This window comes from Kluyvera genomosp. 1, from assembly GCF_001266615.1.
GTDB lineage: Bacteria > Pseudomonadota > Gammaproteobacteria > Enterobacterales > Enterobacteriaceae > Kluyvera > Kluyvera cryocrescens_A.
Genome location: NZ_LGHZ01000051.1, coordinates 1 through 15104, shown reverse-complemented (window position 1 = coordinate 15104; position 15104 = coordinate 1). Strand labels below are relative to the sequence as shown.

Sequence of the window (15104 nt, the reverse complement as noted above, 5' to 3'; positions counted from 1 at the left end):
TGAGGCGAACCGAGACATGACGTCGAGTTTCGCCGTGCCGCAGGCTGGAGTTCGCAGGCGAACGCAGTGCGAAGCACCGATTTCGCTGCGGGGCCGCGGGGATTGCTAAGGGGAGCGCGGTGCTCCCCTTAGCCCGTTCACGGATGCAGATGTTTCATATTCTACAAAACATAAAGTGAACGGAATATTGAGCCTATCTTAACCAATCGTCATCAGACTGGCGTTACCGCCCGCCGCCGCAGTATTCACGCTGAGCGAACGTTCGTGATACAGGCGTTCGAGCAGCAGGTTGGTTTCCCCGCGCGCAAAGCCCTGCACCGATACGATAGCGCCATCGCGCGCCGCGACCAGCTCGCACAGTTCGCGTAACTGATCGGAGTCGCCGTGGTAGATGACCGCATCGAAGAAGGCGTTCATCAGGGCGTCCGGCTTGGCGAAGTGCAGGCGCTCGGTCACCGCTTTTGGCAGCGACTTCGCGAGCTCGCGCTGCAGCGGTGCGTCGGTCCACAGTACTTCACTGCCCACTGCCAGCACGGCGGCGAGCTGCGTCAGCAGATCCATCTCGTTATCGGCAACGCACAGCACGCGTTCACGCGGTACCAGCGTCCAGGTATTGCGCTCACCGGTTGGTCCCGGCAGGACGCGCTGAGTGCCAGCTTGCGCCAGTTCGCTATATTGCTTGCTCAGTGCCAGCAGCTCCGGACGGTTTACCAGCCAGCCCTGCAGTTCGGTCAGCGGTTTCTCCAGCAGCGTCTTCAACTGCGTATCGACCACCTGACCGGCATCCTGACGCGCCAGCGTAGTTGCCAGTGCATTTTCCGGGCGGCTTGCCAGCAGGCGGTACAGATACATTGGGCCACCGGCTTTCGGACCTGTACCGGATAAGCCTTCACCACCGAACGGCTGTACGCCAACCACGGCGCCAACCATATTACGGTTGACGTACAGGTTGCCGACTTTCGCGCTGCCGGTGACCTGAGCGATGGTTTCGTCAATACGGGTGTGAACGCCCAGCGTCAGGCCGTAGCCGGAGTCATTAATCTGACCGATCAGTGCATCCAGCTGATTACGGTTGTAGCGCACCACGTGCAGAACCGGGCCAAAGACCTCTTTTTTCAGCTCGTCGAAGCTTTCCAGCTCAATCAGCGTTGGCGGAATAAAGGTTCCACTCTGCCATTCGCGGCTGTCTTCGGCATTTTCACGCGCAGCCTGGAAGACCTTACGCCCTTTGGCGCGCATCGCTTGAATGTGATTCTCAATACCAGCTTTGGCTTCGGCATCGATCACCGGCCCAATGTCGGTCGTCAGACGGCCCGGGTTGCCCATACGGCATTCGGCCATTGCCCCACGCAGCATGGTCAGCGTGTGGTCGGCAACGTCGTCCTGCAGACACAGGACACGCAGTGCGGAGCAGCGCTGTCCGGCGCTATCGAAGGCGGAAGCAACGACATCCACGACCACCTGCTCGGTGAGTGCGGAGGAATCGACAATCATGGCGTTCATGCCGCCGGTTTCGGCGATAAGCGGCGTTGGGCGGCCCTGCGCATCCAGACGGGTAGCGATATTACGCTGTAGCAGGGTAGCGACATCGGTGGAACCGGTGAACATCACGCCGCGAACGCGAGCATCTGCGGTCAATTGTGCACCGACGGTTTCACCGCGACCCGGCAGCAGCTGTACGACGCCCGGCGGTACGCCGGCTTCCAGCAGCAGCGCAATCCCTTGGGCTGCGATAAGCGGCGTCTGTTCAGCCGGTTTTGCCAGCACGCTGTTGCCAGCGGCGAGGGCGGCGGCAATCTGGCCCATGAAGATGGCCAGCGGGAAGTTCCACGGGCTGATACAAACTACCGGGCCAAGCGGACGGTGGGTTTCATTATCGAAGTCATCGCGTACCTGGCCTGCATAGTAGTGCAGGAAATCAACAGCTTCGCGCACTTCGGCGATGGCGTTGCTGAAGGTCTTCCCGGCTTCACGCACCAGAATCCCCATCAGCGGCTGCATCTGATCTTCCATCAGGATGGCGGCGCGTTCGAGGATCGCTGCGCGTTCCTGTGGCGGGGTGGCGAACCAGATTGGTGCGTTGTTAACCGCGCTGTCGAGCGCGTGTTCGACTTCGCTTTCTGTGGCTTCGCGGACATAGCCAACCACATCTTTTGGCTCTGCCGGGTTAATCACAGTGTCCATGTTGCCGTCAGCAACCGGATGCTCAAGCATCGGCTTAGCGGACCATTTCTGTAGTGCGCTGTTCAGTAGTGAAGAAGAGAGCGAGGCCAGGCGATGTTCGTTGGCCAGATCCAGGCCGGCTGAGTTCACCCGGCCATTACCGTAGAGCTCGCGCGGCAGCGGGATTTTTGGATGTGGCAGACCGGCAGCACCTTCCTGCAGGGCCATTTTTTCGACCGCCAGAACCGGGTCGGCAACCAGTTCGTCCAGCGGCAGGCTGCTGTCGGCGATGCGGTTAACGAATGAAGTGTTAGCACCGTTTTCCAACAGACGACGCACCAGGTAAGCCAGCAGGGTTTCGTGGGTACCGACCGGCGCATAGATACGGCACGGACGGTTCAGTTTACCTTCAGCAACTTTACCGACTACCTGCTCATAGAGCGGTTCGCCCATGCCGTGCAGGCACTGGAACTCATACTGTCCCGGGTAGTAGTTTTGCCCCGCCAACTGATAAATCGCCGCCAGGGTGTGGGCGTTGTGGGTGGCAAACTGTGGGTAGATAAGGCTTGGCACGCCCAGCAGCTTTTTGGCGCAGGCCAGATAGGAGACGTCGGTGTAAACCTTGCGGGTATAGACCGGGTAACCTTCAAGGCCGTCCATCTGTGCACGTTTGATTTCACTATCCCAGTACGCGCCTTTCACCAGACGGATCATCAGACGACGACGGCTGCGGGTGGCAAGATCAATCAGATAATCAATGACGAATGGGCAGCGTTTCTGGTAGGCCTGAATAACAAAGCCGATACCGTTCCAGCCGGCCAGTTCCGGTTCAAAGCACAGTTTTTCCAGCAAATCGAGGGAGATCTCCAGGCGATCGGCTTCTTCGGCGTCGATGTTAATGCCGATATCGTACTGGCGGGCCAACAGGGTCAGTGATTTCAGGCGCGGATACAGTTCTTCCATCACTCGGTCGTATTGTGCACGGCTGTAGCGCGGATGCAGGGCCGAGAGCTTGATGGAGATCCCTGGGCCTTCATAGATTCCGCGACCATTAGACGCTTTACCAATGGCGTGAATCGCCTGCTGATAAGAGACCATATAGGCCTGGGCGTCTGCGGCGGTCAGCGCGGCTTCACCCAGCATATCGTAGGAGTAGCGGAAACCTTTATCTTCGAGCTTACGGGCGTTAGCCAGCGCTTCGGCGATGGTTTCGCCGGTGACGAACTGCTCACCCATCAGGCGCATCGCCATGTCCACGCCTTTACGTACCAACGGTTCACCGCTCTTACCGATGATCCGGTTCAGCGAGCGTGACAGGCTGGTTTCATTGTGGGTGGAAACCAGCTTGCCGGTAAACAGCAGACCCCAGGTGGCCGCATTGACGAACAGCGACGGGCTGCGACCAATGTGCGACTGCCAGTTGCCGTTGCTGATTTTGTCGCGGATTAACGCATCGCGGGTGGCTTTGTCCGGAATACGCAGCAGCGCTTCCGCCAGACACATCAGCGCCACGCCTTCCTGAGAGGAGAGGGAGAACTCTTGCAGCAGGCTCTGCACCATGCCAGCGCGGCCGCTGGCGGTTTTCTGGTTACGCAGCTTTTCTGCCAGCGTCCAGGCCAACTGGTGCGCTTGTTCAGCAATTGGCTGAGGCAGACGCGCCTGCTCCATCAGCATCGGTACGGCATCGGTTTCGCTACGACGCCACGCGGCGGTGATCGCGGCGCGGGTGACGGATTGCGGCAGGATCTGTTCGGCGAACTCAAGGAATGGCTGATGATTCTCTTCGGCCGCAGGCGCAGATTCGTCGCTCTCATTGGCTGCACCCGAGAGTAGTGCAGGCAGTTCCGGCAGGGTTTCGTTGTTCTCTAACTTTTCCAGATAATTAAAAATTGCCTGCTTGATGAGCCAGTGAGGGGTGCGGTCGATTCGTGTCGCCGCGCTCTTAATGCGCTCACGGGTTGCGTCATCCAGCTTAACCCCCATGGTGGTGGTGCCCATGCCATCTACTCCTGTTGCTTGGTTATCTTATTAATTGCGTAACAGGAATATCTATCATGTTGCAACTTTGTGCAACCGTGTTAAATGTGACGTCTGTTGCAGGGTTAAAAATGAATTGAATGTTAATGGTAAAACTTATGATAAGTGCGCCTGAATACCGACCGCGAAGCGTTATTTTATGCGCTACTTAACACTTATTCATGGTGCAACCCGAAAAAGCGTGAGAGAGTGCAACCTATAGAAAAATGCTCTGATTACAGTGATGCATTCAATGTAAATGCAGTGTTAAATCATTTGTGAAAAAATTCAGCTTCCGTCAGGATACGGTCGCCTCAAATTATTGCTTCGTTCCGGCAATGATAAAAACGGCAAACTGGGATATTGCCGATAAATAAGAACCTATCGGGATAGGTTCAAGTTCTGGAGACTGTAATGACTATTAGCACACCGATGCTGGTGACCTTTCTTGTTTATATTTTTGGCATGATCCTCATTGGCTTTTTCGCCTGGCGTAACACCAAAAACTTTGATGATTATATTCTTGGCGGCCGCAGCTTAGGGCCATTCGTGACGGCGCTATCTGCCGGTGCATCCGATATGAGCGGCTGGTTGCTGATGGGCCTGCCGGGGGCGATTTTCATCGCCGGTATTTCGGAAAGCTGGATTGCTATCGGCTTAACCGTGGGGGCGTGGATTAACTGGAAACTGGTGGCCGGGCGCCTGCGCGTGCACACCGAGGCCAATAATAACGCTTTAACCCTGCCGGATTATTTTACCGGCCGTTTTGAAGATAATAGCCGCGTGCTGCGTATTATCTCGGCGCTGGTTATTTTGCTGTTCTTCACTATCTACTGTGCATCGGGCATTGTGGCAGGGGCGCGTCTGTTTGAAAGCACCTTTGGCATGAGCTACGAAACTGCGCTGTGGGCCGGTGCAGCTGCGACCATTCTGTACACCTTTATCGGCGGATTCCTCGCGGTAAGCTGGACCGATACCGTGCAGGCGAGCCTGATGATTTTCGCGTTGATCCTGACGCCGGTTATCGTTATTTTCGCCGTCGGCGGTCTGGGCGATTCGCTGGAAGTGATTAAGCAAAAGAGCATCGAAAATATCGATATGCTGAAAGGGCTGAACTTCGTCGCCATTATTTCTCTAATGGGCTGGGGCCTGGGCTATTTCGGCCAGCCGCATATTCTGGCGCGCTTTATGGCGGCGGACTCCCACCACAGCATCGTTCATGCGCGTCGTATCAGCATGACCTGGATGATTCTGTGCCTTGCGGGCGCGGTGGCGGTAGGCTTCTTCGGTATTGCCTACTTCCAGAACAACCCGTCGCTTGCTGGCCCTGTCAGCCAAAACGCCGAGCGCGTGTTTATCGAACTGGCGCAGATTCTGTTTAACCCATGGATTGCCGGTATCCTGCTGTCCGCCATTCTGGCGGCGGTGATGTCGACGTTAAGCTGCCAGTTGCTGGTATGTTCAAGTGCGATTACCGAAGATCTGTACAAAGCATTTCTGCGTAAAAATGCCAGCCAAAAAGAGCTGGTGTGGGTAGGGCGCTTTATGGTGCTGGCGGTGGCGCTGGTGGCCATTGCGCTGGCAGCAAACCCGGAAAACCGCGTACTGGGCCTGGTGAGCTACGCATGGGCCGGTTTCGGTGCGGCGTTTGGTCCGGTGGTGTTGTTCTCGGTGATGTGGTCACGTATGACCCGCAACGGTGCGCTGGCAGGGATGATTATCGGTGCGTTGACTGTGATTATCTGGAAACAGTTCGCCTGGCTTGGCCTGTATGAGATTATCCCAGGCTTTATCTTTGGCAGCATCGGTATTGTGGTGTTCAGCCTGCTGGGTAAAGCCCCCTCGGCGAGCATGCAAGAACGTTTTGCCAAAGCGGATGCGCATTATCACTCTGCACCGCCGTCGCGTTTACAGGAAGAGTAAGTTCTTCTTCTTAACTAGCCCGCTTTATGCGGGCTTTTTTATACCCGCCGTCTTAGTCTGCTAGTGATAATTAACGCAACTATTCATTCGCTATCCTTTTACATCTCGTCATTATTTCCCACACATTTCACTTGTGTTTCTTTTTGGCTTAATGATAATCACTATCACTCACATTTACCTGTCTTTGCAAAAGTTGACGGCGTTTCACATTTAAGGATGTCTGCATGTTTGTTCCTTTTCTCATCATGTTGCGAGAAGGGCTGGAGGCGGCGCTGATTGTCAGCCTGATTGCCAGCTATTTGAAACGTACCCAGCGCGGTCGCTGGATTGGCGTGATGTGGATTGGCGTGATTCTCGCTGCCGCACTGTGCTTAGGCTTGGGTATCTTCATTAACGAAACCACCGGTGAATTCCCGCAAAAAGAGCAGGAGCTGTTTGAAGGGCTGGTGGCGGTTATCGCCGTGGTCATTCTGACGTGGATGGTGTTCTGGATGCGTAAGGTGTCCCGCAACGTCAAGCAGCAGCTGGAACAGGCGGTGGATAATGCGCTGCAAAAGGGCAATAACCATGGCTGGGCGTTGATCATGATGGTCTTTTTCGCCGTGGCGCGAGAAGGGCTGGAGTCGGTGTTCTTCCTGCTGGCGGCATTCCAGCAGGATCTGGGGATCTGGCCGCCACTGGGGGCGATTCTTGGCCTTGCCACGGCAATTGTGCTGGGCTTCTTGCTGTATTGGGGCGGTATCCGCCTGAATCTCGGCGTCTTCTTCCGCTGGACCAGTCTGTTTATTCTGCTGGTGGCGGCGGGTCTTGCGGCGGGTGCGATACGTGCTTTCCACGAAGCGGGTCTTTGGAATGCCTTCCAGGACGTCGCGTTTGATCTCAGCGGTACGCTGACCACCCATTCGCTTTTTGGCACGCTGCTGGAAGGCATTTTTGGTTATCAGGAAGCGCCGAGCGTCAGCGAAGTGGCGGTCTATTTCCTGTATCTGATTCCTGCGCTGGTGCTGTTCTTCTGGCCGCCGCGGGCAACAACATCAACATCACGTATCGCCCCTTAAGGCTGATAACGGTTGCTTAGTGACAACAAACTTTATTGAAAGGGATGGAACATGACCAAGAACTTCCGCCGCAGCGCGTTACAGACGGGCATTGCCGCACTCTTCTCAACCGCGTTTATGGCCCACGCTGCGGATATTCCGCAGGTTAAAGTGACGGTAAACGACAAACAGTGCGAACCGATGTCCATCACCGTCAATGCCGGTAAAACGCAGTTCATCATCCAGAACCATAGCCAGAAAGCGCTAGAGTGGGAGATCCTCAAAGGGGTCATGGTGGTGGAAGAGCGCGAAAACATCGCGCCAGGCTTCACCCAGAAGATGACCGCTAACCTGCAGCCGGGTGAGTACGACATGACCTGTGGCCTGCTGACCAACCCGAAAGGTAAGCTGATTGTTAAAGGCAAAGCCACCGAAGATGCGGCAAAAGCGAATGCGCTGCTCGACTTGGGTACCGCCATTACTGCCTACAAAGCCTACGTGACTGCTGAAACCGCCGAACTGGTGAAAGGGACGAAAGCCTTTACCGACGCGGTGAAAGCGGGCGATATCGAGAAAGCCAAAGCGCTGTATGCACCGACGCGCCAGCACTACGAGCGCATTGAACCGATTGCAGAACTGTTCTCTGACCTTGACGGTAGTATCGATGCCCGTGAAGACGATTACGAACAGAAAGCGGCGGATCCGAAATTTACCGGCTTCCACCGTCTGGAAAAAGCGCTGTTTGGTGATAACAGCGTTAAAGGCATGGAGCACTATGCCGACCAGCTGAATACCGATGTACTGGAGCTGCAAAAGCGCATCAATGAGCTGGCTTTCCCGCCATCAAAAGTGGTTGGCGGCGCAGCGGGTCTGATTGAAGAAGTGGCAGCAAGCAAAATCAGCGGTGAAGAAGATCGTTACAGCCATACCGACCTGTGGGACTTCCAGGCGAACATCGATGGCGCGCAGAAGATTGTTGACCTGCTGCGTCCACAGCTGCAAAAAGAAAACAGCGCGCTGCTGACGAAAGTCGATGCTAACTTCAAGAAAGTCGACGCGATTCTGGCGAAATATCGTACCAAAGACGGCTATGAAACCTATGACAAACTGACCGACGCCGACCGCAATGCGCTGAAAGGGCCGATCACTACACTGGCGGAAGATCTGGCGCAGCTGCGTGGGATCCTGGGTCTGGACTAAGCACCATGGCAAAGCAGCACATTGACGACTTGAATGAACCTTCACGTCGTCGGTTATTAAAAGGGATCGGCGCGCTGGGAGGCGCGCTGGCGATTTCCGGCGGTTGTCCGGTGGCGCACGCGGCGAAAGCCGGCGATGCCCCGGCTGCGAACGCGAACAGCCGGATGGAAACCCAGCCGTTCTACGGCGTGCATCAGGCCGGTGTGCTCACACCCCAGCAAGCCTCGATGATGCTGGTGGCGTTTGACGTGCTGGCAGCGGATAAAGCAGAGCTTGAGCGTCTGTTTCGTTTGCTGACCGCGCGTATTGCGTTTCTCACCACCGGCGGCCCGGCGCCCGATACGCCAAACCCGCGTTTGCCGCCGATGGATTCTGGGATTCTTGGGGCCTATATCGCCCCGGATAACCTGACCATGACGCTGTCCGTCGGCCATTCGCTGTTTGATACGCGTTTTGGTCTGGCCGATAAAGCACCGAAAAAACTGCAAAAAATGACCCGTTTTCCGAACGATTCATTGGATGCGGCCCTGTGTCATGGCGATCTGTTGCTGCAGATTTGCGCCAACACTCAGGACACGGTGATTCACGCATTGCGCGATATCATCAAGCACACGCCGGACTTGCTTAGCGTGCGCTGGAAGCGCGAAGGGTTTATCTCTGACCATGCGGCGCGCAGTAAAGGCAAAGAAACGCCTGTTAATCTGTTGGGCTTTAAGGACGGCACCGCCAATCCTGATGGCAGCAACAAAACGCTGATGGATGAAGTGGTGTGGGTCACCGATGGGCAGGGTGAACCCGCCTGGGCGCTGGGTGGTTCCTATCAGGCGGTACGGGTTATTCAGTTCCACGTAGAGTTCTGGGATCGTACGCCGCTTAAAGAGCAGCAGACTATTTTTGGCCGCGATAAGCACAGCGGTGCGCCGCTGGGTATGAAGCTCGAGCATGATGTACCGGACTACAGTCGCGACCCGGAAGGTGACGTGATAGCGCTGGATAGCCATATTCGTCTGGCGAATCCGCGTACCAAAGAGACCGAGTCCAGCCTGATGATGCGCCGTGGCTACAGCTATTCGCTTGGCGTGACCAACTCCGGCCAGCTCGACATGGGGCTGCTGTTTGTTTGCTATCAGCATGACCTTGAGAAAGGCTTCCTGACGGTGCAAAAACGGCTCAACGGCGAGGCGCTGGAAGAGTACGTGAAGCCGATTGGCGGCGGCTATTTCTTTGTGCTACCGGGCGCGGTATCGGAGAAGGCCTATTTAGGCAGTACGCTGCTGGAAGCTTGAGTCTGTTCCCGGCGGCGCGACGCTTAGCCGGGAAAGCATCGTGTTAATTTGTCGCCCGGGCGAGCGTACGCGACCCCGGGAATGCTCGAAGCATAAGAATATCGCGAGAAATCAGCACTTTTTTTTCATTTCTCCCCGCATTGACATAAAACTGCCACACAACTGTCAGATGCTATCCCTAAGCACTATCGTTATATTTATGTAAATTTTATGTTGCACTATTTGTGTTCTATGGTGTAAATAATAAGTAGAGCGGTAGTTCCCGACAGTGATGTAGTTTCACTATGGAGATCGCGAATGGTAGCGTCCTTGATTGGACTAAGCAGTACCTCAACCCGCACCATCCAGCGCGGAGGCCCCTTCTCCGGCAGCGATTTCGTCACCCCAATTTTTTCCCCATGCAGAATTCAACTTGTAGTAAACGATGCCAAGTGCGGTGCGCGTAGCCGCGCGTTGGCGTCATTTCGACAGGCAGTTGCTATGGCTTACAAGGAAGCCAAACCTCAGACGTTCGTGCGCATAATCGCGCTGTTGTTAGCGCGTGTGATGTAAACCAACAACTCAAGGTGCTATCCATGGGAAGACAGAAAGCAGTGATCAAAGCTCGTCGCGAAGCAAAACGTGTGCTGAGACGGGATTCACGCAGTCATAAACAACGTGAAGAAGAATCGGTCACCTCGCTTGTGCAGATGAGTGGTGTGGAAGCCATTGGTATGGCGCGGGATTGCCGCGATAACTCGCCAATCGCCCCACGCAATGACGCTCAGGCCCACTACCTGAATGCTATCGAGAGTAAGCAGCTGATCTTCGCCACCGGCGAAGCGGGCTGCGGCAAAACCTGGATCAGTGCGGCGAAAGCCGCAGAGGCGCTCATTCACAAGGATGTTGAGAAGATTATTGTGACGCGCCCCGTCCTTCAGGCCGATGAAGACCTGGGGTTCCTGCCCGGAGACATCTCGGAGAAATTCGCCCCGTATTTCCGTCCCGTCTACGACGTGTTGGTGAAACGGCTGGGTTCCTCCTTTATGCAATATTGCCTGCGCCCGGAAATCGGTAAGGTAGAGATCGCGCCGTTCGCCTATATGCGCGGACGTACCTTTGAAAATGCCGTGGTCATTCTTGATGAGGCTCAGAATGTCACCGCGTCGCAAATGAAAATGTTTTTAACTCGCCTCGGGGAGAACGTCACGGTCATCGTCAATGGGGATATCACCCAGTGTGATTTGCCGCGCGGCGTTCAGTCCGGCCTAAGCGATGCGATGGCCCGCTTTGAAGAAGATGAGATGATAGGGATTGTGCGTTTCACCAAAGACGACTGCGTACGTTCGGCGCTCTGCCAGCGTACGCTGAATGCCTACTACTAAGCGTTGTCACCTCTGCAAAGCCCGGGAAACCGGGCTTTGTTATTTTTCCTTGTTGTAAATGCAACAGTCTGCTGTCACGGCTGTTGTATTTCAGACTGCTAATCCTCTGTCACCACCGCCAATCCCTTGATAAACCGCCTCCTGCAAGCTGGCATAAACATTGCTATCAACTCATATAACCTAATGGGTTAAATAAGTGATAATTCATTCCATAAATAGATATATAAAAATATCAGATGGATACCTGCAATTAATTGTACGGATAACATGAGAAGAGACGATGCTATGCCAGTAAACCAGGATGCTCCAGACTATACCCAACATGCCCCACAGGCTCATCGTATTACCCGCGATGAAGAGGCCATCAGCATTGCACATGAGATTGCTGCATTTCTGCAGCTCGGCGCGTCAGAGCGCGACCTTAGCTGTTTCGTTCCGCCAGAAGTGGTCAATATCTATTCCAATAGCGGCCTGTGGGGTATTACCGTGCCGCGCCGGTTTGGCGGTGCAGAGGTGTCAGCGGCCACGCTGGCGGCGGTGATTGCCATTATTTCGGCAGCGGACCCGGCGCTGGGGCAGATCCCGCAAAACCACTACTGCCTGCTTGAAGATATTCGCCTGCAGGGAGATGAAGAGCAGCAGCGCTATTTCTTTGACCTGGCGCTGAAAGGCTATCGCTTTGCGAATGCGCTGTCAGAGACCGGCGGCAAGACGGTGCAGGATATTCAGACGCGGATCAGCCACACCGCTGATGGGCTGCGTATCAATGGTCGGAAAGGTTATTGCACCGGTTCGCTGTATGCCCACTGGCTGGGTGTGCTGGCGCTGGATGAAGATGGGCACTCGCAGCTGGCTTTTGTCCCACGCGGTACGCCGGGGCTCACGGTGGTAAACGACTGGGCGTGCCTGGGACAGCGAACCACGTCCAGCGGCACGGTACTGGCCGAAAACCTCCGGGTTGAGCCATTTAACCTGATACCGACCTGGAAGTCCTATGATGCGCCGACGCTTGCTGGTCCCTTTGCACAACTGACCACCGCCGCTATTGATGCCGGAATTGCCCGGGCGGCGCTCAATGATACTGTCAGTTTTGTGAATCAGTTTGCCCGTCCGTGGATTGATGCTGGCGTCGAACGGGCGGGGGATGACCCGTTGACTCTTTATCAGATTGGCGCGCTCGACAGCAAACTGGCCGCCGCCGATGCGCTGCTGGAACAGGCGGGCAAAGTATTGGACCGCTACAAGTACGATCTCAACGAAGAGACGGTGGCGCTGGCCTCTGTTGCCGTGGCGCGCGCCAAAATTTTCACCACCGAAGCTGCGCTTGACGCCGCAACCCGACTGTTTGAACTGGGCGGTACACGCTCAACCCATCCTCGCTACAACTATGACCGCCACTGGCGTAACGGCCGGGTGCATACGCTGCATGACCCGGTACGCTGGAAATATCATCTGCTTGGCAACTGGGTGCTCAACGGTAAACGTCCTGCCCGTCACGACTGGAACTAAGGAGAGACGATGCTCGCTTTTCTTGCCGGTATTGACTGGGGTGATGTGGCGGAGGCGGGGGGAGATACCCTCACCATGCTGGCGTGGGCACTGGGTTTTACCGTGCTGATTGGACTACCGCTGGGGGTGATTCTGTATCTGACGGGGCAGCCACGTTTGCTGTATGCACCGCTGTTGCATCGACTGCTTTCGTTGCTGGTGAACGTGATGCGCTCGCTGCCATTCATCATTTTGTTGATTGTAATGATCCCGTTCACCACTCTGATTACCGGCACATCGCTGGGGGTTCAGGGCACGATACCACCGCTGGTGGCAGGCTGTGCGCCGTTTTTTGCTCGCCTGGTAGAGACGTCGCTGCGCGAGGTGGATCACGGGCTGGTAGAGGCCAGTTGGGCCATGGGCGGCAGCACCTGGCAGCTTATCTGGTACACCCTATTGCCGGAGTCGCGATCCGGGCTGATTGCGGCGGTGACGGTAACGGCCATTGTGCTGGTGGATTACACCTCGATGGCGGGGGTGATTGGGGGGGGAGGTCTAGGGGATTTGGCTATCCGCTTTGGCTACCAACGCTTCCAGACCGATGTGATGGCGGTGACGGTGGTTCTGCTGATTGCGCTGGTACAGGTTTTACAAATGAGCGGCGACCGTCTGGTCCGCCGCATGAGCCGTAAATAACGATATCAATAGGATAATATGATGAAAAAAACGGTGATTGCCGGGCTGCTGGCGCTGTTCTCTCTTTCCGCTGCTGCCAATGAAACGCTGGTGGTGGGGGCGACGCCAGTTCCCCATGCTGAAATCCTTGAGTTTGTGAAACCGGCGCTGGCCAAAGAGGGGGTCGATCTGAAGATTAAGGTCTTTAATGACTTTATCCAGCCTAATCAGCAGCTGGCAGAGAAGAATCTCGATGCTAACTACTACCAGTATCGTCCGTTCCTCGACGACTATAACAAGACCCGGCACACCCACCTGGTGCCGGTAGTGGGCGTGCATATTGAGCCTTTTGGCGCTTATTCGACCCGATATAAAAGCATTAAAGATCTCCCGGATGGTGCGACTATCGCGATCCCTAACGATCCGGTGAATACCGGGCGGGCGCTGGTGCTGCTTGCCGAAGCGGGACTGATCACGTTGAAAAATCCGCAAGACCCACAGTCGGCGGAAAAAGATATAACCGGCAACCCGCATCATTTCAAAATTCGCCCGCTGGAAGGGGCAATGCTGGCGCGGGCGGTGAGCCAAGTGGACCTGGCCTTTATTTTTGCTAACTATGCGCTGGAAGCGGGCATTGATACCGATAAAGCGCTGATCGTGGAAAAAGGCAAAAGCCTGTACGTCGAATACCTGGTGGCGCGTCCGGACAATATTAACGACCCAGGTGTCCAGAAGCTGGCAAAAGCGCTCAACTCTGGCGCGGTTCGCCAGTTTATCCTGACAAAATATCAGGGAAAAATTGTCCCCGGGTTTTAGGAGTCAACGTTATGAGACAGCATCCGCATATTCGGCTTAGTGGCATTACAAAAGCCTATCCCAATGGTATTCAGGCGTTGCAGGATATTAGCCTGGAGATTAATGCCGGTGAGATTTTTGGCATCATCGGCCGCAGCGGAGCGGGAAAATCGACCCTGCTACGCCTGTTTAATCGCCTGGAGCATGCCGATCGCGGGGAGATTGCGATTAATGGTGTGACGATAGGCGGCGGAGGGAAGATGCAGCTGCGCGATTTACGCCGCCGGGTCGCGATGATCTTTCAGCATTTCAACCTGATGGCGACCAAAACGGTAGCGGAGAATGTGGAACTCCCGCTGCGAATGGCGGGTATTCCTGCCACAGAACGCCGTCGCCGTGTCGACGATATCCTTCGGCTGGTGGGTCTTGAGTCGTTACGCGATAGCTGGCCTTCCCGGCTATCCGGTGGGCAAAAACAGCGTACCGGCATTGCGCGCGCCTTGGTCACTCAGCCGGAAATTTTACTTTGCGATGAGGCTACGTCGGCGCTCGACCCGGAAAATACGCTGGCGGTGCTGAGCTTGCTTAAAGAGATTAACCAACGGCTGGGGCTGACGATCATTCTCATCACCCATGAAATGGACGTGATCCGCACGCTTTGCGACAAAGTCGCGGTGCTTGAAAAAGGCCAGATTATTGAGCAGGGCGAAGTGTGGCAGGTGTTTGGTCACCCGCAGCATGAGGTTACCTGTGGGATGCTGGGCACGCTGCACCATGGACGCGCGGAGAATAATGTGCAGTTAGCAGAAGGACAGCAGCTGGTGACCCTGCACTTTAACGGCGCGAACGGTCTGGAGCCAAACCTGCAGGATATAGCCGGCGTGTTAGGGGGGAGAAGCCAACTGGTGTACAGCAGCTGTGAACCGATTCAAGGGCGAGTAGTGGGGCAGCTAAAAATTCGTATCGATGCTCCGTTGACGGCGGAACGGCTCAGATTAGCCGAACAGGTGGCAGATAGGATAGCGGTGCAGGGCGTAGCGTAAGGCAAAGCCCGTACCTGCGTACGAGCTCCTCTTAAAATTGGGGGTTGACTCGCTTCGCTCGCCCTGTGGGCAGCCAGCTAACTGCGTTCGCTGTCTGCCCAACGGGCGTTGCCC

Annotated in this window: 10 protein-coding genes; 9 read left to right on the top strand and 1 reads right to left on the bottom strand. The window is 55.6% G+C overall.

Annotation, left to right across the window (positions count from 1 at the left end):
• Window positions 1-198: 198 nt before the first annotated feature.
• Window positions 199-4161 carry a trifunctional transcriptional regulator/proline dehydrogenase/L-glutamate gamma-semialdehyde dehydrogenase gene (gene putA, locus KP80_RS21115; protein ID WP_052285607.1) on the bottom strand — a complete coding sequence of 1321 codons (3963 nt, stop codon included), beginning with the start codon at window positions 4159-4161 and terminating at the stop codon, window positions 199-201.
• Window positions 4162-4593: 432 nt separating this feature from the next.
• Between putA and putP the strand changes: the two genes are divergently transcribed.
• The 9 genes from putP (at window position 4594) to KP80_RS21065 (ending at window position 14990) form a co-directional block, all read left to right on the top strand.
• The gene (gene putP / locus KP80_RS21110) at window positions 4594-6102 is read left to right on the top strand and encodes a sodium/proline symporter PutP (RefSeq protein WP_052285606.1); all 1509 of its coding nucleotides are present in this window, start codon (window positions 4594-4596) and stop codon (window positions 6100-6102) included.
• A gap of 224 nt (window positions 6103-6326) precedes the next feature.
• The gene (gene efeU / locus KP80_RS21105; RefSeq protein WP_052285605.1) at window positions 6327-7160 is read left to right on the top strand and encodes an iron uptake transporter permease EfeU; all 834 of its coding nucleotides are present in this window, start codon (window positions 6327-6329) and stop codon (window positions 7158-7160) included.
• Between the two features lie 51 nt (window positions 7161-7211).
• Window positions 7212-8339 carry an iron uptake system protein EfeO gene (efeO, locus tag KP80_RS21100; protein ID WP_052285604.1) on the top strand — a complete coding sequence of 376 codons (1128 nt, stop codon included), beginning with the start codon at window positions 7212-7214 and terminating at the stop codon, window positions 8337-8339.
• Between the two features lie 5 nt (window positions 8340-8344).
• On the top strand, window positions 8345-9625 hold the full coding sequence (efeB, locus tag KP80_RS21095; RefSeq protein ID WP_052285603.1) for an iron uptake transporter deferrochelatase/peroxidase subunit: 1281 nt from the start codon (window positions 8345-8347) through the stop codon (window positions 9623-9625).
• A 575-nt stretch (window positions 9626-10200) separates the two neighbouring features.
• A complete protein-coding gene (gene phoH, locus KP80_RS21085) occupies window positions 10201-10989 on the top strand; it encodes a phosphate starvation-inducible protein PhoH (RefSeq protein ID WP_052285601.1) in 789 nt (262 codons plus the stop codon).
• 285 nt (window positions 10990-11274) lie between these two features.
• Complete coding sequence (locus tag KP80_RS21080) at window positions 11275-12498, top strand: SfnB family sulfur acquisition oxidoreductase (RefSeq protein WP_052285600.1); 1224 nt, start codon at window positions 11275-11277, stop codon at window positions 12496-12498.
• 9 nt (window positions 12499-12507) lie between these two features.
• Window positions 12508-13173, top strand: coding sequence for a methionine ABC transporter permease (locus KP80_RS21075; protein ID WP_052285599.1), 666 nt, complete (start codon window positions 12508-12510; stop codon window positions 13171-13173).
• A 21-nt stretch (window positions 13174-13194) separates the two neighbouring features.
• Window positions 13195-13968: a MetQ/NlpA family ABC transporter substrate-binding protein gene (locus tag KP80_RS21070; RefSeq protein WP_052285598.1), complete on the top strand. Its 774-nt coding sequence runs from the start codon at window positions 13195-13197 to the stop codon at window positions 13966-13968.
• A gap of 11 nt (window positions 13969-13979) precedes the next feature.
• On the top strand, window positions 13980-14990 hold the full coding sequence (locus KP80_RS21065) for a methionine ABC transporter ATP-binding protein (protein WP_052285597.1): 1011 nt from the start codon (window positions 13980-13982) through the stop codon (window positions 14988-14990).
• The last annotated feature ends 114 nt before the right edge of the window (window positions 14991-15104 follow it).

Bases quoted from the DNA above. Each gene is read 5' to 3' on its own strand.
- KP80_RS21065 (WP_052285597.1), top strand. From the start codon at position 13,980: ATGAGACAGCATCCGCATATTCGGCTTAGTGGCATTACAAAAGCCTAT.
- efeU (WP_052285605.1), top strand. From the start codon at position 6,327: ATGTTTGTTCCTTTTCTCATCATGTTGCGAGAAGGGCTGGAGGCGGCG.
- KP80_RS21070 (WP_052285598.1), top strand. From the start codon at position 13,195: ATGAAAAAAACGGTGATTGCCGGGCTGCTGGCGCTGTTCTCTCTTTCC.
- KP80_RS21075 (WP_052285599.1), top strand. From the start codon at position 12,508: ATGCTCGCTTTTCTTGCCGGTATTGACTGGGGTGATGTGGCGGAGGCG.
- putA (WP_052285607.1), bottom strand. From the start codon at position 4,161: ATGGGCACCACCACCATGGGGGTTAAGCTGGATGACGCAACCCGTGAG.
- efeB (WP_052285603.1), top strand. From the start codon at position 8,345: ATGGCAAAGCAGCACATTGACGACTTGAATGAACCTTCACGTCGTCGG.
- putP (WP_052285606.1), top strand. From the start codon at position 4,594: ATGACTATTAGCACACCGATGCTGGTGACCTTTCTTGTTTATATTTTT.
- KP80_RS21080 (WP_052285600.1), top strand. From the start codon at position 11,275: ATGCCAGTAAACCAGGATGCTCCAGACTATACCCAACATGCCCCACAG.
- efeO (WP_052285604.1), top strand. From the start codon at position 7,212: ATGACCAAGAACTTCCGCCGCAGCGCGTTACAGACGGGCATTGCCGCA.
- phoH (WP_052285601.1), top strand. From the start codon at position 10,201: ATGGGAAGACAGAAAGCAGTGATCAAAGCTCGTCGCGAAGCAAAACGT.